This is a genomic window from Cupriavidus pampae (assembly GCF_914271485.1).
Classification (GTDB): Bacteria; Pseudomonadota; Gammaproteobacteria; order Burkholderiales; family Burkholderiaceae; genus Cupriavidus; species Cupriavidus pampae.
In genome coordinates this window covers 464286-485088 of record NZ_CAJZAG010000005.1, presented here as the reverse complement: position 1 = coordinate 485088, position 20803 = coordinate 464286, and the positions used below count along the sequence as shown (strand labels likewise).

The following is a 20803-nucleotide window of genomic DNA, read 5'->3' as shown; positions in this document are numbered from 1 at the left end:
GTTGGGGTGAGGGGATGCGTTTGTGCCCTCACCCCCGGCCCCTCTCCCCGAGGGAGAGGGGAGCAAAGATTGTAGGGGGGCTGCGCCCCCCTACGCCCCCGCTCTCTCACCCGCGCTTCCCGCGCTTCCCACGCTTCCCACGCTTCCCACGCTTCCCACGCACCGGCTTTCCTCGGGGAGGTGGAAGGTAGCAAACCGAACCGCAGCACGTTTTAACGCAGCAGCGTTGATTTGCCGAACAGACTTTCCAGCAGTTCCACCACGAGTTCCGCGGTCTGATTTTGGATGTCGCGGGCGGGGTTCAGTTCGAGTACATCGAGCGAGCCCAGCGCGCCGGTGTCCGCGATCATCTCCAGCGCGAGGTGGGTCTCGCGATAGGTTGGGCCGCCGCGTACCGGTGTGCCGACGCCCGGTGCGATCTGCGCATCGAGAAAATCCACATCGAAACTCACATGCAGGTGCGTGTTGGCGTCCACGCCGGCTAGCGCCTGGCGCATGGTTTCGCGCATGCCGTTCTCGTCGATAAAGCGCATGTCGAACGCGGGCAGGCCCAGTTGGCGCAGGCGGCGCTTCTCTTCAGGATCGACACTGCGGATGCCCACTTGCCGGATATCGTTCGGCTGCATCGCGGGTCGCTTGCCGGACAGCGTGGTGAGCGGCTCGGGGCCGTCGCCGCACAGGCAGGCGACTGGCATGCCGTGAATATTGCCACTGGGACTGGTGCTGCCGGTGTTGGCATCCGCATGCGCATCGAGCCAGAGCACCAGTAGCTGCTTGCCCGTTTCGCGGCAATGCCGCGCGGCCGCGCTGATCGAGCCGATCGCCAGGCAGTGATCGCCGCCCATCAGCAATGGCATACGCCCGTTTGCAAGAATTTCATACGCGCCGTTGAACACCGCGGCATTCCACGCCACGACTTCATCGAGGTGGCGCATGCCGTCGACCGGCGCTTCTCCCGGATTGCCCGGGCCGGTGAGATTGCCGAGATCGGTGACCTGCAACCCGTTGCGCGCCAGCGTGGCGGCAATTTCCGCCACGCGCAGCGCCTCCGGGCCCATCGACGTGCCGCGAATGCTCGCGCCCACGTCAGTTGGGGCACCTATCAGCTGAACTGGTTTCATGAACGCTCCTGTGCTGGCGATGGAATGATGGCAGGTCAATTCCATTTAAGGCGCTGGAGCGCAAAGTGTCAGGTTAGATGCGCGGCTATGGCATGACCGGCGGATGGTAGGGGAGCGTCATCGCCAGTGCCCATAGCATGAACAACACCAGCGGTGCATGCACGAGCAACTGTGTGAACGTGAAGCCAACCACATCCTTTGCGCGAATGCCGAGCACGCCGAGCAGCGGCAGCATCCAGAACGGATTGATCAGGTTCGGCAACGCTTCGGCGGCGTTGTAGACCTGAACGGCCCAGCCGAGATGGACGTGGAGTTCATTGGCGGCCTGCATCACATACGGCGCTTCGATGATCCACTTGCCACCGCCCGAGGGGACGAAGAATCCTAGTACCGCGGAATAGATGCCCATCACGGCCGAGAACGACTCGGTGGTTGCCATCGAGACAAACGCGGAGGCCAGGTGATGCGACAGTGTGGCACCGTCTCCGCCGGTGGCCTTGGTCAGGATAAACGCGATGCCGCCGTACAGTGGGAACTGGATCAGCACGCCAGCCGTGGACGGCACCGAACGCGCGACCGCGCGCAGGAACCGACGGGGGCGCCAGTTCAGCAGCATGCCGAGCATCAGAAACAGGAAGTTGTACGTGTTGAGGTTTGAAATGGCGAGGATCGGATCCTTGGTCGTGAACTCGCTGTAGAGCCATCCCGCACCAAGTGCGACCAGCAACAGGGTGAGCAGCGGGCTGTATTCGAGCCACTCGCCGGGACGTGTCGGTTTGGTGATGGCGTCATCGGTGTCGTCGAGGTCGACCCCCATGTCGGCCGCCGTGCGCGCGCGTGCGCCGGTCGGGGCCGAGAAGTACGCGACCACCAGCGAAGCAACGATCAGTACCCCGGTCATTACCATCGACTGCCACAGGAAAATCGTCTCCGAGAACGGGATCACTCCGGTGATATCGAGCAGCGACTTCGGCAGGCTGGCCGGATTGGCCTGCAACTGCGCAGCCGACGATGACAGTCCGAGTGCCCACGTGGCCCCCATGCCAAGGTACGCGGCCGCGCTGGCTGCGCGATAGTCCATGCGCAGATCGTTGCGGCGTGCGATCGCCCGCACGAGCAGGCCGCTGAAGATCAGACTGATGGCCCAGTTGACGAGCGATGTGCCGAGGCTGATCAGCGCGACAAACGCGACCGCGCCACGCGCCGTGCGCGGCAGCGAAGCGAGCCGTGCGATCAGCATCGAAGCAGGCGGCGAGACCGCGACCACATAGCCTGCGATGGCAACGACCGCCATTTGCATCGTGAACGGAATCAGGCTCCAGAAGCCGTCACCGAATGCGCGCGCCACGCCTTGCGCGGGTGCGCCGATCAGCATTGCGCCAATCGCCACGACGACGACCGCGATCGCCGCGAAGATGTAGGAGTCCGGGAACCAGCGTTCGGACCAGTCTGTGACCCTGATGGCAAGGCGCTCGAGGCCGCCGCGTGCGGATGGCTCGTACGGTGGGGCAGATAGCGATGTGTCTTTCATGGCAATTCCTCCTGGATGCGTGTCGATTCTCGTTCGGGGTTTGATCTCTCAGTTGTTGGCCTCGAAGCAGATCGCTGCTGCCGCGAGGTCTTCCAGTGCCGTCCCCACGGCCTTGAATACGGTGATCTCATCGTTCGATGTGCGTCCCGCGTGCGCACCGCGGCAGAGCGCGGTCAGGTCCGCGCGCACGTCTTCCGCGCGCAACATGCCGGCGGCGATCGGATGCAGCAGGTCGCCGGCCTTCATGGTGGCTTCCGCGGTATCCACGAAGACCGACGTGCCGTGGAAGCACGCGTCATCGGCTTCGCGCATCTGCGGTGTAAAGCCGCCGATGAGGTCGATATGGGTGCCTGGCGCAATATGCCGGCGCTCGATCAGCGGTACCGTGGAGAGCGTGGCCGAGGTGACGACATCCACCTCGCTCAGCACGTCTGCCACGCGTGCGGTCGTCCGCGCATCGATGCCTTCGGCACGCAGGCTTTGTGCCAGCCGTTGCGCCTGGGCGGCATCGATGTCCCAGATATGAATCTGCTCGATCGGCAGTACCGCGCGATAGGCATGCGGCAGCAGGCTGGCAACGCGACCCGCGCCGATCACGAGCAGCTTGCGGGCATCGGCGCGCGCGAGCATCGAGGCGGCCAGCGCGGAGGCTGCGGCGGTGCGGCGCGAGGTGATCTCGTTACCGTCGATCAGTGCCAGCGGCGCGCCAGTGGCCGCGTCATACAACAGGTAAGTCGAATGCAGTCCGGGCAGGCCGCGCCGCGTGTTGCCGGGGAAGATCGAGACGGTCTTTACGCCGATGTAGCGATCGCTCCAGGCCGGCATCAACAGCACGGTGCCTTCGCCCACGCTGTGGTTGTGGCGTAGCGGCACTTCGCATCCGGCGACGAACGCGGCGCGCAGCGACGGGATCAGCGTGGCGAAGGACAGGCGGGAGCGGGTGGTGTTGGCGTCGAGAATCAGCATGTCGTCGTAAGGGTCAGGAAAGAATCGGCACGGGCCACGGCATTGCGCGTCATGCGTCGAGGACCAGATCGCTGGTGGGGACCGCCTGGCAGGCGAGGCATGTGTCCGCATCGTCGGGCTCTTGCCCGTGCAGATGCCGCACCGAGCCGTTCAACACGGTGACCGCGCAACTCTCGCATTGCCCGACGCGGCAGCCGCTCGGCAGCTGCACGCCGTGACGCTCCGAGAAGCCAAGCAGCGAACCGTCCTCGGACTTCCACTCCAGTGCCAGATCGGATTTGGCGAAGCGCACCTGGTAGCGTTGTCCCGCCGCGAGCGTGACGGTGGTCGGTGAGCGGAACACCTCGCGCAGGATGTCGAAGCGTGGCACCCCGCGCGCGATCATGTCTTGCGCGAACGCATCCATCATCGCGGGCGGACCGCACATGTAGATCAGCGGGCGCAGCGCGAGCAGCGCGTCATCGATATGCGCGGCCGAGATGCGGCCGTGTACGTCGTAATCCTTGCCAGGTGCGTCGTCGGGCGTGGGATGCTCGTAGAAATCGATGACCGACAGCGACGGCAACGCCTGCCGCAGTGCGCCCAGGCGCTCGCGGAACGCATGCGCGGCGCGATTGCGGTTCGCGTAGAGCAGCACGATGCGCGGCGGCGCCTGCTGGTCTACGAGCGACTCGAGCAGATTGACGAACGGCGTGATGCCGATGCCGCCGGCCACCAGGACCAGTGGCCGACGCGACTCGCGTGGCATCACAAACGTGCCCGACGGCGCGCGCAGATCGACCACGTCGCCGATGGCGAGCGTGCCGTTGATATGGGTGGAGGCGATGCCGTCGACGCGCGTGCCGTCGGCCGCCATACCCGTCGCGCGGCGCACCGAGATGCTGTAGTGGCGGCGTCGGTCAATGGCGGCGGGACCCGTCAGCGAGTACGAACGCACAATTTCCGTGCCCGCGTTCGTGCGCATCCGGATCGTGATGTGTTGGCCGGGCGAGAAGTCGGGCAGCAGGCCGCCATCGAGCGCTTCCATGCGGACCGTCGTGACGTCGCTCGCTTCTTTCGCCAGTGCGGCCACGCGGAACGGGCGGAAGCCGTCCCACGCGCGGCGGCGATCGTAGGCGGGGTCCACTTCCACGCGGCACCGATAGGCGCGTAATGGCGTGGAGCCGCTGACAGGATCCTGACGTTCCCCGCCCACGAGTGCGTTGTAGTTGCTGTGGCGTCCGCCGAGCGTGTCATAGGCCCCCTGGCCCAGTGCGTCGCAGGCCTGCCACCAGCCGTATTCGCCGACGACCACGGCCGGGTGCAGCGCGGCGTCGATGCGCGCGGCAAAGGTCGCCGCGCCACCTGGTGTGGTCACGCGGACGAGATCGCCGGACTCGATGCCGATCGACATGGCAAGCTCCTGCGAGACATCGAGCGTGGGCCGCAAGGCGCGCCGCCGCAGCGAGGCGTTGCCACGATGCTGGCTGTGGCAGTAGTAGCCACTCTTGGCCGATGTCATGACGAGCGGGAAATCGGCATGATCGTCCGGCCGATGTTCGGCGTGGTCCGGGAGCGGTGCATAGCCATGGTCGAGCAGGCGCTGCGAGTAGAGCTCGACGAGGCCGGTCGGTGTCGCGAATGCCTTCGGCAGCGTGGCGTACTTGCGCTCGGCCGAAGCCATTGGCACGCGAATGCCTTCGGGGTGCGCGCGCAGGGCGGCGACGTCGACGTGCGCGGGCGCGAGCATGTGGTTCCATCCACGTTCGAGGCTGCCATCGAAGAACAGGGCGCCCATGCCGATGCGCGTGGCGAGGTCGAACACGATGTCGTTGTCGGCGCGCGATTCTCCGCGCGGAGTCACCATGCGTTGGCGCAGCTGGATCAGCTGATCCGCTTCCGCGGTGATCTCGAAACCGATGCGCAGGCCTTCGCGTTCCCACGGTGTATTGATCGGCAGGAACACGTCGGCATACTGCGCGCTTGGCGTCATGAACAGATCACAGTGCACGTGGAAGTCGAGCGCGCGCAGCGCGCGGTCGCCGAGTTCGACATCGGGCTGAGACAACAACAGATTGGTGCCGAACGCGACGAGCGTATCGACGCGATAGGGTTGGGCTTCAAGTACGGCATGATAGAAATCGCGTGCCGTGACCCAGCCGTGCACACCTGGCCCAAGCGGGCGCTCGTCGATGCCGAGTGCCTTCGCGTGCTGCGCGGCGGAGAGCAGGTCCAGGCCGTTGACGGCACGATGCGGCGGCTTGCCGTGGACGCGGTTGCCACCTTCCACGTCGAAGCTGCCGGTGAGTGCGTACAGGCACGCGATCGCGCGTTCGGTCTGCGTGGCGTTGTCATGCTGGCCCACCCCCGACCATGCGTGGTATGCGACGCGGCGTGCGGACGCGAGCAGGCTGGCCGCATGGCGGATATCGCCTTCGGGAATCCATGTCAGGCGCGAGGCGACGTCCACGGGATACTGCGCGCAGGCCCGTGCGTAGCGTTCGAACGCGGGTTCGCACGGGATGTCCTGGTCGCTGCCGGCGAGTCGAAGCGGAAACGTGCCACGCAGCGTGATGTGTTCGATATCCGCGGTGGGCGGAAACGTGACCGGCTGGCCGGCCACCGCGTCCCATGCGATAAACGTGTCGGCGTCCGCATCGGGAAGGCCGAGGTCGCGACCGCGCACGAACTGGCCGTTGTCGCCGCGCACGAGCAGCGCGCCATTGGTCCAGCGCCGCACGAATGCGAGGTCGAACGCGTTGGCTTCGATCAGCAGATTGGCGATGGCCATGGCCAGTGCCGCGTCGGTGCCGGGCTTGACGCGAAGCCACTGGTCGGCCTGCCCGGCGAGCGCCGTGCGGCGCGGGTCGACGACGATCATGCGCGCGCCGGCCGCGCGTCCCGCACCGATTGCCTCCGCCTGGGCCAGCCACGTGTTGGTCGGATTGTGGCCCCACAGGAGGATCAGCTCGGCCTGACGGTAGTCGGCCGTTGGAATGCCGCAGCCAAATGTGAATGCGTGCGCGAAATCCTTGTGCCAGTTGCAGATCTCGGTGGCGTAGATGATGTTGGGGCTGCCGTAGCCGCGCACGAACCGCTCGATCCAGTCGATGCTGTCGGTCAGCGGCGTACCGCTCGGCGTGGTGACGGCGAATGCCACGGACTCGGGGGCGCGCTGGCGCGCGGCGGCGAGGCGCGCCGCCACTTCGGTCAACGCCTCCTCCCACGAGATACGTTGCCAGCCCGGATCGGTCGCGCCCTTGGGTTGCGTCCGGCGCATCGGGTACAGCACGCGGTCGGCGCTGTGCACGAGTTCGGGCGCGGACTTGCCCTTGAGGCACATCGCCTTGCCGGTAGGGTGAGTGGGGTCCGGCCGTACCTCGACAAGCGTGTCGCCATCGACCACGTTGATCGTTCCGCACCGCGAACGGCACAACGTGCAGTACCCCTTCTTTTCCTCGACTGTCATTCCAGATCCGCTGCCCATGACTTGTTTCCGGCTTCGATGCTAGCTAGCATGGGCAGGTATTTCTAATTCATAGTTCTGAAATCGCAATATCGATTTTGTAGATGCTCCCCACCCTCAAGCAGATCCAGTACTTCGTGGCCATTGCCGAAACCGGGCAAGTCTCCCGCGCGGCACTTCGATGCCACGTGTCACAGTCGTCGATGACCACCGCGCTCAAGGGGCTGGAGGACATCGTGGGCTCGGCCTTGTTCACGCGTCACGCGTCGGGCGTACGGCTGACCGAGGCTGGCATCCGATTTCTGCGGCATGCGCAGCAGATCGAACAGTCGGTGCAGGAGGCTGTGACCGCGGCAAGCGTCCAGCCCGTGCCGCTGGCCGGCGAGGTACGTGTAGGCGTGACGGAGACCATCACCGCGTATGTGCTGCCGCGCCTGCTGCAGGCGGTCGAGCAGAAATTTCCGCGGCTCGAGTTGCAGATCGTCGAGCGGGAGCGTGACGATGTCGAGCGCGGCATTCAGGAGGGAGAGATCGATATTGCGTTGCTGCTGGTGTCGAACCTGCCCCAGATGGACCAGATCGGCTGCGAGACGTTGTTGCGCTCGCCCCGGCAGTTATGGGGCCATCCCGACCATCCGTTGATGCAGCGTGCCGAGATTCATCTGGCCGATGTGGCCCGGCACGACTACATCCTGCTGGACATGGACGAGCATATCTCCACGGTGATCAAGTATTGGGGGCAGTACGGCCTCGCTCCCGCCATCCGCTACCAAAGCTGCTCGATCGAGGCCGTGCGCAGCCTGGTGGCATCGGGACGCGGCGTGGCGATCCTGTCGGATCTCGTCTATCGCCCGTGGTCGCTGGAAGGGCAGCGCATCGTGCGTCGCGCACTCGCTGACCGCGTGCCATCGATGGACGTTGGTGTAGTGTGGAAGCAGGGGGCCGAAGCCAACGACACGGTGCGGATGCTGCGGGACTTCCTCGGGCTGGCGTTGCGGGAGATTGGTTGAGCGGAAAGCACGCCGGCTTTGTATCGTATTGTGTAACCAGCAAAAATTGAGTTAACAGGTTAATATCGGTGGCATCGGCTCCAGATCAAAGTTTGCGCGCATTGACTATGATGCGTGTCGATCGGAGCGAACGTACTACCTGCTGATAAGGAACCTGCCATGCTCAAATCGATTGTCTCTCTGCTGATTGCTTCGGCCTCGCTGGCCGCCGTGGCACCGTCGCATGCCGCACCGCCAGCCCCGTCGGAGGCCGGGGTGACGCAGTACCGCTCCGTAACAGTCAACGGTCTACGCATTTTCTATCGCGAGGCCGGTCCCGCGAATGCGCCGACCGTGCTGATGCTGCATGGCTTTCCGTCGTCGTCGCGTATGTTCGAGCCGCTGTTTGCGCGGTTGTCCACGCGCTATCACCTGATCGCCCCTGACTATCCGGGCTTCGGGCATAGCGATGCGCCCGCGGCGACGGAGTTCTCGTACACGTTCGACAACCTTGCGAAGGTTATGGACGGCTTTACCGAGGCGATCGGTGCGAACCGCTATGTGTTGTTCATGCAGGACTACGGTGGTCCGGTGGGCATGCGGCTTGCCGTGCAGCACCCGGAGCGCGTGCAGGCCCTGATCGTGCAGAACGCGGTGTCGCATGAGGATGGGCTGGGACCGCTCTGGGTCAAGCGCCGTGAATTCTGGGCGAATCGCGCTGCCAACGAGGCCTCGCTACGCGCGACGTTCCTCTCGCTCGAGACCACGAAGCAGCGGCATATCGGCACCAATCCGCATCCGGAGCGGGTCGATCCCGATCGCTGGGTCGACGAGTTCGCGTTTCTCTCGCGGCCGGGACAGCAGGATATTCAAGCCGATCTGTTCTACGACTATCGCAACAACGTGGCCAGTTATCCCGCGTGGGGCAAGTGGCTACGCGATCATCAGCCGCGCTCGCTCGTAATGTGGGGCAAGTACGATCCGTCGTTTCAGGTGGCCGAAGTCGCCGCGTTCCAGCGCGATGTGCCGAAGGCCGAGGTGCACGTCATCGACGGCGGCCACTTCGCGATCAACGACAAGCCTGACGAGATCGCGAAGCTGGTGGATGGGTTCTTGTCGCGAGGGAATTGACGTACGGGTTACGACAGGATGCCGTCGTTGACACGTACCGATTGTCCGTTGATCCATCCCGAACTGTCGCTGACCAGAAACGCCACGACCTCGGCAATATCTTCGAGCTCGGCCAGCCTGCCGAGCGGGGTCAGGCCATCGTTGGCGTAGATGCGTGCGCCGGTGCCGGTAGGCCCGGGCGCGACCGCGTTCACGCGGATACCGCGCGGCCCGAGTTCCTCCGACAGGCTGCGCGTGAGCGCTTCCACCGCGGCCTTGGAGGCGCAGTACGAGCCGTAACCTGCCGGCGACATACCCACCACGCTGGTGGAGATATTGACGATGCGGCCGTTGTCGCGCATGCGCTGCGCGGCCAGCTTGAGGCCGTTGAGCACGCCGCGCACGTTGATCGCGAACATCCGATCGAAGGTGAGTGCGTCGATGCTGCCGATCGGCAGATTGTTCATGAGGCCAGCGTTGTTGACGAGCACATCGACACCGCCGAATGCGGCAGCGGCTTCGTCGAACAGTTGCTCGAACACCTCCGGGCGCGAGACGTCGCCACGCACGGCAATTGCGCGACCACCGGCGGCGCGGATTGCCGCCACCACATTCATCGCGGCGTCGTCATCGGTGACATGGTTCACAACCACGTCGAGCCCTTGTTTCGCGAGCTTGCGCGCCATCGCGGCGCCAATGCCGCGGGATGCGCCCGTGACGATCGCGGTCTGTTGCGGAAAGCCGCTCATATAGGCGCTTTCCAATCGGGACGAGGCCATGGTTCACACCTTTAGGGCAGGGTAAGGGTGCGCTCAGGCTATGGCTTGGCGGCTGCGTCGGCTTTCGTATTCGCAACCCGGATTTCGCGTCCGAAACGCTTTGTGCAGCCGCATGACGGTCCGTATCGTACCCGGCGCGGACTTATCTGCTGCCGAGGTATGAGTACGGCACGCCAAGGCATGAGTTGGGGAAACCAAGGCAGAATGGCGCGGCGGCGGCGTCGCCGGTACCTTCGGATCATTGCGTTGGCATGGCCAGCGCGCGATGCGAACTACGGATACGACCCATGATTTCTGACATCACCGAAGCACCGCCGCGCGAGGGCGCGATCGACAGCGCGATCCACCGTACGCAGGACTGGCGCGACGTGCAGGCGGACGCGCGCGTCGTGGTGGCGCGCTGGACCGATGCCACACTGCTGGAACCGCGCGAGGTGTCTCACCCTGGACACGACGACCTGCATTGCATCGCGTTGACGCTACGCGGGGCCAACGTGCGGTTCGTCTCACGCGACCGCGTGCTGTGCGACGGGCGCGTGCCCGCGGGGATGATTCAGATCACCGCGCCAGGTACTCCTGTGCGCGTGACGTTTCAATCGGCCTACGACGTCCTGCATCTGTTCGTGCCGCAGAGCGTGCTGGCCCGTTGCTACGAGGCGCGCTTCGGCCACCCGCACGATGGCCCCATCGTGCTCGATGACCCGCGCCCGTTCGGCGATCCCGCAGTCGAACGGCTGGCTCAGGCGCTTGCACTCGCGCACGCGAACGATGCCAGCGTGAGCCATATGTTCTGCGAAAGCGTGACCACGGCGATCGTGGCGCGGCTGGTGGCGCAACACTTCTCGCAGGCGATGATGACGGGGCCGCTGCCATCGCGGCAGCTGTCGCCGTTGCCCCAGTGGCGGTTGCGCCGGGCGATCGAGTTTATCGACGCGCATCTGTCGCGGCCGCTGACGCTCGAGGAAATCGCGCGTAGCGTGGGCCTGACGCGCATGTACTTCGCCGCGCAGTTTCGGCGCGCTACGGGCGTGCGGCCGCAGGAATTCGTGCAGCGACGGCGCGTCGAGCTGGCGCAGGAAATCCTGCGACGCGAACAGTGCTCGGTGCTGGACGTGGCGATGCACTGCGGCTTCCGCTCGCAGGCGCATTTCACCACCGTGTTCAAGCGCTTCGTGGGCCGGCCGCCGCTGGTATGGCGCAACAGTGCCAGCGCCTCAGCGGTGTGATGGCGATCAGAACTGCTCTGCTTGACGTGTGAACAGCAGGCATGCCACGCTCGCTTGCATGGAGGTATGCATGTCATCGAACGTACATAAAACTCGTGGAGGTGTGCCCACTGCTATCGCGCGCGACGTCATCGACGCGTATCTCGAGACCGAGTACTGCGTGGGCGGTGATTTGCCGTGCGTGCTGAAGATCGGAGAACACTCGGCAACGCTCGCGGCGCTGCATCGCCAGCACGGCGCGCATTGCAGTGCATTCGTGACGGCGTGGAATCCTTACAGCGAGGCGGACTCGCCGGCACGGAACGTGGAGCGCCAACAAGCACTGATGACGGCGCTAGCCCAGCGGGGCTTAACCGGTGTACCGGGCATTGGCCAGCATCCGGACAATGGCTGGCCCGGTGAAGAGAGCTTGCTGGTGCCGGGGCTCGGTCTCGATGACGCCTGCGCGCTCGGCATGCGCTTCGGGCAGAACGCACTCGTCTGGAGCGCGGAGGACGCGGTGCCTCAGTTGATCCTGTTGCGCTAGCGCCCTGACGACTTCAGTCCGCGCCGAGACGTTTCAGCACGTCCTCCGCTTGCCGATTGCCCTGGGTTTGCGCGGTGCGCAGTGGTGTGTTGCCATGCCCGCCTTGATGATTCGGATCGGCACCGTGCGCAATCAGCGCCGGCATGATGTCGTAGCGGCCAAACAGCGTGGCGAACGTGAGAGCGGTCTCGCCGCTGTTGTTTTCCTGATTGAGATCGCAACGCGTGTCGAGCAGTACCTTGGCCGAAGCGAGCTCACCCTTGAACAGTGCCCCCATCAATGCGGTATTGCCGCTGTTGTCGCCAAGGCAGGCATCGGCACCGGCCTGCACCAGTTGCTGTACCGTGTCAGGGTGCCCGTTGTAGGCGGCCAGGATGATCGCCGTGAAACCGCGTGGATTGGCGCGATCGATCGGATAGCCAGCCTGTAGCAGGCTGTCGAGCACGTCCCAGCGACCCTGCCGCGCGGCGGCGAACCAATAGTCGTCGAACTGACTCACGCTGACACGCTCGCCGGGCACCAGCGGTGGTGCCTGGACGGGGGTGGAGCTGGCACAGCCGGCCAGCCACAGCGATACGCAGAACGCGGCGGCCGACAGCAGCAGGCGTGTTGGCGATGGCTTCATTGAGGGATGCGAAAGATGCTTTGAAAAAGCGGGCATGCCAGTCGGGGAGCGATCCGGTCATGCCCGCGCAAGGGATGTCGATCAATCGTCCGACAACTTGTCTGACAGCGCCTTGACCTTCGCGCTATCCGCGTTGAGTGCCTTGATCAGCCGCGCCCCGAGGCCGCTGTCGGCCTTGTTGAAATACGACAGCATCGTGTAGCGATTGGCCTCGTTACGCACGTTACGCAGATCGCCGGCCATCGCGGTGACCAGATCGGTCTTGTCCTGCTCCGACAGCGAGCGGAAGAACACGCCCGCCTGCTTGAACGGTTGCTTCTTGTCGATCGCGCGCTGCTGCGTGGTGCCGGAGAGCGGCAGGTTCGAGTACTTGTACTTCGCGTCCTGCGCGATCTCGGCAATCGTCGAGGGTTCGTAGTTGACCTCACCGGTGCGGCCGCTCGCGTTCATCGCGCCGTCTTGATTGTTGTTGCGCACGGGCACCACGGGCCGGTTGATCGGCAGCGAATTGAAGTTCGCGCCCAGCCGGTACATCTGCGTATCCGCGTACGAGAAACCACGACCTTGCAGCATCCGATCTTCCGAGAGCTCGATGCCGGGGACGAGCCGCGAGGGTGCAAAGGCGGATTCCTCGGTGCTTTCGAAATAGTTATCGGGCACGCGGTTCAGCACCATCGTGCCGACCTTGCGCTCGGGCACGCCCACCCATTCCTTGGTGTCGTCGAGCGCGTCAAAGTCGAACTGCTGCAGTTCGGAAGGCTTGAGCACCTGGATATACAGATCCCACTTGGGGAAGTCGCCCTTGCGGATTGCACCGTACAGATCGTTGGTGGTGAGATTCCAGTCCTTGCCGATCGATGCTTCGATCTCGTTCGGGCGCAGACCGTGAATGCCCTGCTGGCTCTTCCAGTGGAACTTGACGTAGTGCACCTCGCCGCGCGCATTGACGAACTTGAACGCATGCACGCCAAAGCCATCCATCTTGCGATAGGAATCCGGCATGCCTGCATTGCTGTACAGGTGCGTCAGCATATTGGTGGCTTCGGGCGTGTGCGCGAAGAAGTCGTATGCCAGGTCGGCGTCCTGCACACCGGTGACCGCGCTGGGCTTGTTCGCGTGCACGAAGTCCGGGAACTTAATGGCGTCGCGGATAAAGAAGATCGGCCAGTTGATGCCGACCATATCCCAGTTGCCCTGCTGCGTGTAGAACTTGATGGCGAAACCGCGCGGGTCACGCGCCTGCTCTGGCGAGCCGCGATAACCCATGACCGTGGAGAAGCGCACGAACACCGGTGTTTTGGTGCCGGGCGCAAACACTTGTGCCACCGACAAGTCGCTGAGATCGGCGCTCGGCACGAACTCGCCGAAGGCACCGGTGCCGCGCGCATGCACCACACGCTCAGGAATACGCTCGCGATCGAAGCGCTGGAGTTTCTCGATCAGGTGGGAATCCTGCAGTAGTACGGGGCCGTTCGGGCCCGCGGTCTGCGAGTTCTGGTTGTCGCCAACGGGAGAACCGTTGTCGCGCGTCATCTGCGCGTGGGCGAGCGGGATGGAAACAGCGAGCGGTGCGATGGCGAGGGAGATTGCGGCACGCAGTGATGTTCTTTTTCGGTTATGCATGAAGTGGTAGCTCGACGGGGACTCGACATTGGGAACGCTACGTCGTGCGACGGAGCAGAGGCAATGTAGTCCCGCATCGGGGGTTCACTCCAATACCGAATTCTAATCAGCGCGATAGCCGATGCCGCTCAGTGCGAACTCGACAATTGCAACACATTCGCGCCAATGCGCGGATCGATTGCACGATCCAGTTTTTCGGGGATCACGGTAACGGTGACCTCGAGCGAGCCGGTGCCGACCTCCATGGCAAGGATGTGGCCACCATAAGTGTCAAACTGCGAATCGCCTGCGACACCGTGCGCGTGGATCGAGGGCTTGCCACCTTTCCATGCAAGACTGCCGACTATGCTCGCCATTTCAACGTTGCGATAGGTCTTCGGGTTGAAGTCCTGCTTGCCCGCATCCCAGAAACCGAACGTGACGTTGGCGAAGCCGATCGCGGACAGGCTCGCGCTCGGCACGTTCTCGCAGATCGCGAATGCTTCGAGTTGCTCGAACACGTTGTCGCCCATACGTAGCACCAGCAGGTAGCCGGTGGGCGTCTTGATGTAGCGCGGCACGCTGTCGCGCGGGTAGTTGCGGTTGTCGGCGCGCGTATCGTGTGCGGCCTTGCATGCGGGCGTGCGGGCGTGCGGGCATCGGCGTGCGCGGATGTGGCGACGGTCAGCATGGCCGCGGATGCCAGCAGTGCGGCGGCGAGTCTTGAAGCATTGAACATGGTTGGGTCTCCGGTTGTTATGAAGTTATGAGATGCCGTGCGCGTCAATGCATCCAGCTGGCGGGCACAAGGATCAATTGCGGGAACAGTACGAACAGGAACATCAGCGCGGTCAGGCTCAGCAGGAATGGCCAGACGCCACCGATCACGCTGTCGAGGCTGCAGCGCGACGTGCCCGCTACGACGTTGAGCACGGTGCCGACCGGTGGCGTGAGCAACCCGATGGCGTTATTGAGCACGAACATCACGCCGAAGTAGACCGGATCGATGCCCGCCTTCGTGATCACTGGCATCAGGATCGGCGTCATGATCAGAATGGTCGGCATCAGGTCGAGCGCGGTGCCGACGATGATCACGAGCACCATGATGATGAACATCAGCAGGATCTTGTTGTCGATAAACGGCTCGAGCAGCATGGTGACCTGCGCGGGAATGTTCGCGATGGTGATGAGCCAGGCCGAGACCAGTGCGCAGGCCACGAGGAACAGCACGGTGCTCGAGGTCTTGGACGCGGTGACGATCAGCGACGGCAGCTCGCGCAGCTTCAGCTCGCCATAGACGAAGCGCCCGACCACCATCGCGTAGACCACGGCAACCACCGCGGCCTCGGTTGGCGTGAAGGCGCCGATCTTCATGCCGCCGATGATCACGATGGGCAGCACCAGTGCCCACACGCCTTCGCGCAGCGATTGCAGCAACTGGCGCGGCGAGAACGGCTGCACCGGGCCCAACGTCTCCTTGCGTGCGCAGAAGTACCAGGTGGCCGCGAGCGTAAGCGCCATCATCGCGCCCGGCGCAATGCCCGCGAGGAACAGCTTGGTGATCGAAATCTGCGCGACTACGCCGAACACGACAATGGCGATCGAGGGCGGGATGACGGGCGCGATAATGCCGCCCGCGGCGATCAGGCCCGCCGCGCGGGGTACGTTATAGCCCGCGTTGCGCATCATCGGGATCAGCAGCGCGGCCACGGCGGCGGTATCGGCGACCGCGGAGCCCGAGATGCTGGCCACCACGGTGGCCGCGATGATCGCCACATAGCCGAGGCCGCCGCGCACATGGCCGACCATGGCGTCGGCCACGCGCACGATGCGACGTGACAGGCCGCCCGCGTTCATGAGTTCACCCGCGAGCATAAAGAACGGCACCGCCATCAGCGGATAGTTGTTGACGCCCTCGAGCATGTTCTGCGCGAGGATCTGCGTGTCGAAGTTGCCGAGATGCAGCATCAGCGCGACACCCGATGCAAGCAGCGCGAAGGCAATCGGCATGCCGAGCGACATGGCGCCCAGCAGCGAGCCGACAAAGACAAAGATGGTCATGATGAGGCTCCCTCGCGGCTCATTCGCCGCTGGTGCCGGACTGCGGCACCAGTTCATGCTGCGCCATGCGGCCACTGACGAGACGCCAAAGCGAGTGCATCAGCATGGCGGCCATGCCAAGGCTGCAGATCAGCAGCGAGGCATAGACGATGCCGAGCGGCACGCCCGTGACCGGTGCGCGGTCATCCATGCCGATCTCGACGAGCTGCCAGGCGCCATGCGCCAGCAGCAGGCAACAGCCCAGCGCGCCGGCGTCGGCCAGCAGACGGCACACGCGCTGCGCGTTCTCGCCCAGGTGCGAGATCACGGTGGACATGCCGAGGTGCGCTTTGTCGTGCATGACCAGCAGCGCGCCAATCAGCGTGAGCCACATGAACAGGAAGCGCGAGGCCTCTTCGGAGAACGCGATGCCGGAGTTGAAGACATAGCGCAACACGACGTTGCCGAAGACGAGCACGATCATCGCGGACATCATCGCGACCATCAGCGCGCGCACGATGCGGACGGGTAGGGGATTCATGCGGTAACTCCTGAGGTAATGCGATAGACGCGCAGCGCGTTGTCGTGCCACACCGCGCGCGCAGTGGTCTCGGGCAGGCCTTCCAGCGCCACCGCAACGGTGGCCACGATTTCGGGCAGCGGCGCGCGCAGGCCGGAGACAGGCAGGTTGCTTGCGAACATGCAGCCCTCCGCGCCAAACAGCGCGAGCGCTTCGCGCATGACGGCGATGTTGCTGTCGCGCTGCCAACTGGCATGAGGCAGCCCGAACTCGGACAGCTTGAGGAAGACGCGCGGCAGACTGGACAACGCCGCCAGACCGCGACGCCAATGCGCGAGGCCCTCGGATGAACGATCCCACGGCAGGCCGGTGTGTTCGACTACCACGGTCAGGTCCGGCACCTCCGCGATGGCTTCAGCGGCTTCCTCGAGGTGCCAGTACGGCACGCGCAGGTCGTAGACGAGGTCGTGCTCGGCAAGCGCTTGCAAGCCGGCGCGCCAGCGCGGATCCTGAAGCGTGCCGGGCTGGCCGCGCAGCGCATCCATGGCCGCGATGCTGGCGGCGGTGCGCGGCTTCGATCGCACGCCGCGCACGAGCTGATAGGCAAGTTGCGCGCGCAGATCGTCGGCCAGCGTGGGGGACAGGAAGTCGGCATGGGCCACCACGGCGTTCGGAAAACCGGCGCGTTGGTGCGCTTTATGCAGCCACGCGGTTTCCGCCAGCGATTCGGCACGATCCCGCTCGGCTTCCACATGGACGGTGGCCGCCAGCGTCACGCCGGGTACCTGCCGCCAATGCGCGAGGTAGTCCTCGGTATCGAAGTCGCGTTGCAGCATCGCGTAGTCGCCGAGGAAGAATGCGTTGGCGTCGTAGCGGTCCTGCAGCCAGGGGTAATGGCCTTCGTCGAGGCGCCACAGATGGTGGTGCGTATCGACGATGGCGATTGGCAACGTTGGCATCATGGTCCTCGCTCAGCGCGGTGTTTCCATGGCGCGCAGCACGGCATCGCCGTTCTTCTGCACATACAACTGGCGCGTCTCATCGCGCACGACGGCGCGAATGCTGGCGACGTCGGGCTGCTCGTTGACCTGTACGCCCTTGGCGCGCAGCTGGGCGATCGCGGAGCGCTCGTTGTCGGCATTGAGCTTGCGCTGATAGCCGGCGGCCGCGGCGGCCTCCTCGAGCAGGATCTTCTGATACTCGGGCTTCAGCGCGTCGAATTTGGCCTTGTTCATCAGCACGACCAACGCGGTGTAGGCGTGCCGCGTCATCGAGACGTACTTCTGCACCTCGTACAGCTTGGCGGACACCATCAGCGTCGGCGGATTTTCCTGACCGTCCACCGCGCCCGACTCGAGCGCGCCGAATACTTCGGCGAATGGCATCGGTTGCGGGCTCGCGCCCAGCAACTGAAAGGCCTTGATATGCGAGGGATTGGGCGTGGTGCGGATCTTGAGCCCGCGAATATCTTCGGCCTTGTTGATCGGCCGCTTGTTGTTGCCGAGGCTGCGGAAGCCGATCTCCCAGAACGCCAGACCCTTGATGCGATGTGTGCCGAGTTCGTCGAGCAGCGAGCGGCCGACCGGGCCGTCGAGCGTGCGATAGGCGCTGGCGCCATCCTCGAACTGATAGGGCAGGTCCAGTACGTTGAGCTTCGGCACCAGGCCAGTCACGAACGGATTGCCGGTGGCGCCGATATCGATGGTGCCGCTGCGCACGCCCGTGACCAGCGTGGTGTCGTTGCCGAGCTGGCTGTTGGCAAAGACCTGAATCTCGACCTCGCCCTGCGTGCGCGTTTTCACCTGCTTGGCGAATTGCAGCGCAGCCTGATGCTGGGAATCGGACTCCGGTACGGTATGGGCAAAGCGCAGCTTGACGCTCTGCGCGAGGGTGGCGGTGCTGGCGGCGGACAATAGCGCTGCCAGCACGATGCTTGCGATCGTGGGTTTCATGGGTGTCTCCTGTGTTTTGATAGACGGCCCGGCTGTTGGGTGCCGGGCGCGTGAATGGCGTTACACCTTCACGTTGGCGTCCTTGACCACGCGCGCCCACTTGACGCGCTCGGTGGTGATGAATTCGGCGAATCGTGCCGAGGTGCCCCCGCCATCCTCAGCCCCGAAGCCCTGCAGCTTCGCCACCACGTCGGGCATCGCCATCACGCGGTTGAGGTCGGCATTCATGCGCGCGACCAGTGGTACTGACATGCGTGCGGGGCCGACCAGGCCGTACCAGGTGGCGGCATCGAAGCCCGGGTAGCCGGACTCCGCGACCGTGGGCACATTGGGATAGGCTCCCGCGCGGTGCGGCCGTGTCTGCGCGATCGCGATCGCCTTGCCGCCCTGCACCTGCGGTGTCGCCGACGTCATGGTCTCGAAGCTGAAGTCGATCTGGCCGCCGAGCAGGTCGGTAAGCAGCGGGCCCGAGCCGCGATAGGGCACGTGCAGGGCATCGACGCCCGCGCGCAGCTTGAACATCTCCAGCGCCAGATGCTGCGCGGCGCCAGTGCCGGACGAGCCGAACGTGATCTTGCCCGGGTTGGCGCGGCACAGCGCGACGACCTCGGCCAGCGTCTTGGCCGGGCCGCCAGTGCGGCAGATCAGCAGATTCGGCGTGACACCGACCAGCATGATGGGCGTGAAGTCCTTCTCCACCGAGTAGCCAATCTTCGGATAGAGGCTTGGCGCGATGGCGTGGTTGCTGATATTGGTCATCATCAGCGTGTTGCCATCCGCAGGCTGATGCGCCACGTACTCCGCGGCCACCACGCCCGCCGCGCCGGGACGATTCTCGACCATCACGGTCGTGCGCCACAACGCGGAGAGCTTTTCGGCGGCTACGCGGGCCATCACATCGGTGCCGCCACCCGGCGAAAAGCCGACGACGATGCGGATCGGTCCACTCGGCAAACTGGGTGACTCCTGCGCGAGCGAGCGCGTGGAGAGCGATGCGGGAAGCGCGGCGGCGAGCGTGACGGTGCCCGCGCGCAGGAAGGTGCGACGTTGCATGATGGTCTCCTCTTGTATCGTGATGGCGATCTGCGTCGCCCGTGCTTCCAGCTACTGACTGATTGCGCTCAATAAACGCCCATTACATCGATTCGGTCAGGATCGCGAGGTAGTCCTCGGGACTGGCCACGCGCGGGTTGGTCTTGTGGCAGTGATCCTGCAGCGCGTACTCGATCACGCGCGGGAAGATCTCCGGATCCACGCCCATGGCGGCGAGTCCCGTCGGCAGGGCCAGCCGCGCGCTCATGTCGGCGATGGCCGCGCCGGGGTCTTCGCCGCGCGGCAGGTCCATGGCCTGCGCCATGCGTTGCAGACGTTCGTCATTGCGGATCGACGGGGCGTCGGCGTTAAAGCGGATGACCGCGGGCAGCAGCACCGCGTTGAGCGTGCCGTGGTGCAGTGTCGGCATCAGCCCGCCCAGTGCATGGCTCAGGCTATGCACGCAACCCAGGCCCTTCTGGAACGCGAGCGCGCCCTGCATCGAGGCGCTCATCATCGACAACCGGGCTTCGCGGTCCTGCGGTTCATTGACGGCGCGTTCGATATGACGCCAGGCACGACGCAGGCCATCGAGCGCGATACCGTCGGCGGGCGGATTGAACGCCGGTGCCATAAAGGTTTCCATGCAATGCGCGATCGCATCCATGCCGGTCGCCGCGGTAAGCGAGCGCGGTAGCCCGAAGGTCAGCTCGGGATCGCAGATCGCGACGCGCGGCACGATATGCGGGGACAGCACGCCGACCTTGCGGCCATCGTCGAGGATCAGCACCGCGCCTCGGCCGACCTCGCTGCCGGTGCCGGCGGTGGTGGGAATGGCGATGACCGGCGCGGTGGCGGCGGTGATGCGCGCCACGCCGCCTTCGATCGCCGCGAACTGGCGCAGCGGGCCATCGTGCGTTGCACAAACCGCGACACCCTTGGCCAGATCGATCGGCGAACCGCCGCCCACGGCGATGATGCCGTCGCAACGGTAGTCGCGGTAAAGCGCGACCGCTTCGCGCATCGCACGCTCGGTGGGATTGGACGGGGTGCCGTCGTAAATCACGGCTTCCATGCCGGGCGGCAGTTGTTCGAGCACGCGTTTGGCAATGCCTGCCGCCTTGACGCCGGCGTCGGTGACGACGAGCGGGCGGGTGATGCTAATGCGCTCGCATTCCTGCGCGAGCAGCGCCACGGCGCCAAAGTCGATCTGGATCTGGGTGATGTAGTTGATCAGGGCCATGCTGTCTCCGGGCGGATGAGTCTGTCGCGAGTCTGTGTTGTGGTGACGAAGTCTAGGAAACATCGGTCGCAGGTCACAACGTGGATTTACTTGAAG

The 20803-nt window shown here is 64.7% G+C and carries 18 protein-coding genes; 4 read left to right on the top strand and 14 right to left on the bottom strand.

Features of this window, described 5'->3' with window-relative positions; all coding sequences use genetic code 11:
* Positions 1–212: 212 nt before the first annotated feature.
* The 4 genes from rocF to LDO41_RS15315 all read right to left on the bottom strand — a co-directional run bounded on the left by rocF (position 213) and on the right by LDO41_RS15315 (position 7066).
* The gene (rocF, locus tag LDO41_RS15330) at positions 213–1121 is read right to left on the bottom strand and encodes an arginase (RefSeq protein ID WP_223989590.1); all 909 of its coding nucleotides are present in this window, start codon (positions 1119–1121) and stop codon (positions 213–215) included.
* A gap of 85 nt (positions 1122–1206) precedes the next feature.
* Complete coding sequence (locus tag LDO41_RS15325; RefSeq protein ID WP_223989588.1) at positions 1207–2652, bottom strand: short-chain fatty acid transporter; 1446 nt, start codon at positions 2650–2652, stop codon at positions 1207–1209.
* 48 nt (positions 2653–2700) lie between these two features.
* The gene (lhpI, locus tag LDO41_RS15320; RefSeq protein WP_223989586.1) at positions 2701–3618 is read right to left on the bottom strand and encodes a bifunctional Delta(1)-pyrroline-2-carboxylate/Delta(1)-piperideine-2-carboxylate reductase; all 918 of its coding nucleotides are present in this window, start codon (positions 3616–3618) and stop codon (positions 2701–2703) included.
* 49 nt (positions 3619–3667) lie between these two features.
* On the bottom strand, positions 3668–7066 hold the full coding sequence (locus tag LDO41_RS15315; protein WP_223989584.1) for a molybdopterin-dependent oxidoreductase: 3399 nt from the start codon (positions 7064–7066) through the stop codon (positions 3668–3670).
* Positions 7067–7167: 101 nt separating this feature from the next.
* On the opposite strand from LDO41_RS15315, the gene LDO41_RS15310 reads away from it, so the two are divergent.
* Both LDO41_RS15310 and LDO41_RS15305 read left to right on the top strand, forming a co-directional pair.
* Positions 7168–8073, top strand: coding sequence for a LysR family transcriptional regulator (locus tag LDO41_RS15310; RefSeq protein WP_223989581.1), 906 nt, complete (start codon positions 7168–7170; stop codon positions 8071–8073).
* A 159-nt stretch (positions 8074–8232) separates the two neighbouring features.
* Entirely contained in the window at positions 8233–9183 is a 951-nt protein-coding gene (locus LDO41_RS15305) for an alpha/beta fold hydrolase (protein ID WP_223989579.1), read from the top strand.
* Positions 9184–9191: 8 nt separating this feature from the next.
* On the opposite strand, the gene LDO41_RS15300 is transcribed toward LDO41_RS15305, so the two are convergent.
* Entirely contained in the window at positions 9192–9941 is a 750-nt protein-coding gene (locus tag LDO41_RS15300) for an SDR family oxidoreductase (protein ID WP_223989577.1), read from the bottom strand.
* A gap of 287 nt (positions 9942–10228) precedes the next feature.
* Here LDO41_RS15300 and LDO41_RS15295 point away from each other — a divergent pair, with 287 nt between their 5' ends.
* Together LDO41_RS15295 and LDO41_RS15290 are read left to right on the top strand one after the other, a co-directional pair.
* The gene (locus LDO41_RS15295; protein WP_223989575.1) at positions 10229–11167 is read left to right on the top strand and encodes a helix-turn-helix domain-containing protein; all 939 of its coding nucleotides are present in this window, start codon (positions 10229–10231) and stop codon (positions 11165–11167) included.
* Positions 11168–11237: 70 nt separating this feature from the next.
* Entirely contained in the window at positions 11238–11693 is a 456-nt protein-coding gene (locus LDO41_RS15290; RefSeq protein ID WP_223989573.1) for a DUF3293 domain-containing protein, read from the top strand.
* A gap of 13 nt (positions 11694–11706) precedes the next feature.
* Here the strand turns inward: LDO41_RS15290 and LDO41_RS15285 are convergent, their stop codons facing one another.
* The 9 genes from LDO41_RS15285 to LDO41_RS15245 all read right to left on the bottom strand — a co-directional run bounded on the left by LDO41_RS15285 (position 11707) and on the right by LDO41_RS15245 (position 20707).
* Positions 11707–12318 (bottom strand): ankyrin repeat domain-containing protein, encoded by a 612-nt coding sequence (locus tag LDO41_RS15285; protein WP_223989571.1) that lies wholly within the window; start codon positions 12316–12318, stop codon positions 11707–11709.
* A gap of 81 nt (positions 12319–12399) precedes the next feature.
* On the bottom strand, positions 12400–13941 hold the full coding sequence (locus tag LDO41_RS15280; protein WP_223989569.1) for a catalase: 1542 nt from the start codon (positions 13939–13941) through the stop codon (positions 12400–12402).
* Between the two features lie 128 nt (positions 13942–14069).
* The gene (locus LDO41_RS15275) at positions 14070–14501 is read right to left on the bottom strand and encodes a PPC domain-containing DNA-binding protein (RefSeq protein ID WP_223989567.1); all 432 of its coding nucleotides are present in this window, start codon (positions 14499–14501) and stop codon (positions 14070–14072) included.
* Between the two features lie 202 nt (positions 14502–14703).
* Positions 14704–15981 carry a TRAP transporter large permease gene (locus LDO41_RS15270; RefSeq protein ID WP_223989565.1) on the bottom strand — a complete coding sequence of 426 codons (1278 nt, stop codon included), beginning with the start codon at positions 15979–15981 and terminating at the stop codon, positions 14704–14706.
* A 19-nt stretch (positions 15982–16000) separates the two neighbouring features.
* Positions 16001–16501, bottom strand: coding sequence for a TRAP transporter small permease (locus LDO41_RS15265; protein ID WP_223989563.1), 501 nt, complete (start codon positions 16499–16501; stop codon positions 16001–16003).
* Positions 16498–17439, bottom strand: a complete 942-nt coding sequence (locus LDO41_RS15260) for an amidohydrolase family protein (protein ID WP_223989652.1) — start codon at positions 17437–17439, stop codon at positions 16498–16500. The genes LDO41_RS15265 and LDO41_RS15260 overlap by 4 nt, the downstream gene beginning before the upstream one ends.
* Positions 17440–17451: 12 nt before the next feature.
* Positions 17452–18432: a TRAP transporter substrate-binding protein gene (locus LDO41_RS15255; protein WP_223989560.1), complete on the bottom strand. Its 981-nt coding sequence runs from the start codon at positions 18430–18432 to the stop codon at positions 17452–17454.
* Between the two features lie 60 nt (positions 18433–18492).
* Positions 18493–19485, bottom strand: a complete 993-nt coding sequence (locus LDO41_RS15250; RefSeq protein ID WP_223989558.1) for a Bug family tripartite tricarboxylate transporter substrate binding protein — start codon at positions 19483–19485, stop codon at positions 18493–18495.
* 82 nt (positions 19486–19567) lie between these two features.
* Entirely contained in the window at positions 19568–20707 is a 1140-nt protein-coding gene (locus LDO41_RS15245; protein ID WP_223989556.1) for an iron-containing alcohol dehydrogenase, read from the bottom strand.
* Positions 20708–20803 lie beyond the last annotated feature (96 nt).

What these genes read in the sequence shown, in the direction of transcription:
- rocF (WP_223989590.1), bottom strand. Translation starts at nt 1,121, where the DNA reads ATGAAACCAGTTCAGCTGATAGGTGCCCCAACTGACGTGGGCGCGAGC.
- LDO41_RS15325 (WP_223989588.1), bottom strand. Translation starts at nt 2,652, where the DNA reads ATGAAAGACACATCGCTATCTGCCCCACCGTACGAGCCATCCGCACGC.
- lhpI (WP_223989586.1), bottom strand. Translation starts at nt 3,618, where the DNA reads ATGCTGATTCTCGACGCCAACACCACCCGCTCCCGCCTGTCCTTCGCC.
- LDO41_RS15315 (WP_223989584.1), bottom strand. Translation starts at nt 7,066, where the DNA reads ATGACAGTCGAGGAAAAGAAGGGGTACTGCACGTTGTGCCGTTCGCGG.
- LDO41_RS15310 (WP_223989581.1), top strand. Translation starts at nt 7,168, where the DNA reads ATGCTCCCCACCCTCAAGCAGATCCAGTACTTCGTGGCCATTGCCGAA.
- LDO41_RS15305 (WP_223989579.1), top strand. Translation starts at nt 8,233, where the DNA reads ATGCTCAAATCGATTGTCTCTCTGCTGATTGCTTCGGCCTCGCTGGCC.
- LDO41_RS15300 (WP_223989577.1), bottom strand. Translation starts at nt 9,941, where the DNA reads ATGGCCTCGTCCCGATTGGAAAGCGCCTATATGAGCGGCTTTCCGCAA.
- LDO41_RS15295 (WP_223989575.1), top strand. Translation starts at nt 10,229, where the DNA reads ATGATTTCTGACATCACCGAAGCACCGCCGCGCGAGGGCGCGATCGAC.
- LDO41_RS15290 (WP_223989573.1), top strand. Translation starts at nt 11,238, where the DNA reads ATGTCATCGAACGTACATAAAACTCGTGGAGGTGTGCCCACTGCTATC.
- LDO41_RS15285 (WP_223989571.1), bottom strand. Translation starts at nt 12,318, where the DNA reads ATGAAGCCATCGCCAACACGCCTGCTGCTGTCGGCCGCCGCGTTCTGC.
- LDO41_RS15280 (WP_223989569.1), bottom strand. Translation starts at nt 13,941, where the DNA reads ATGCATAACCGAAAAAGAACATCACTGCGTGCCGCAATCTCCCTCGCC.
- LDO41_RS15270 (WP_223989565.1), bottom strand. Translation starts at nt 15,981, where the DNA reads ATGACCATCTTTGTCTTTGTCGGCTCGCTGCTGGGCGCCATGTCGCTC.
- LDO41_RS15265 (WP_223989563.1), bottom strand. Translation starts at nt 16,501, where the DNA reads ATGAATCCCCTACCCGTCCGCATCGTGCGCGCGCTGATGGTCGCGATG.
- LDO41_RS15260 (WP_223989652.1), bottom strand. Translation starts at nt 17,439, where the DNA reads ATGCCAACGTTGCCAATCGCCATCGTCGATACGCACCACCATCTGTGG.
- LDO41_RS15255 (WP_223989560.1), bottom strand. Translation starts at nt 18,432, where the DNA reads ATGAAACCCACGATCGCAAGCATCGTGCTGGCAGCGCTATTGTCCGCC.
- LDO41_RS15250 (WP_223989558.1), bottom strand. Translation starts at nt 19,485, where the DNA reads ATGCAACGTCGCACCTTCCTGCGCGCGGGCACCGTCACGCTCGCCGCC.
- LDO41_RS15245 (WP_223989556.1), bottom strand. Translation starts at nt 20,707, where the DNA reads ATGGCCCTGATCAACTACATCACCCAGATCCAGATCGACTTTGGCGCC.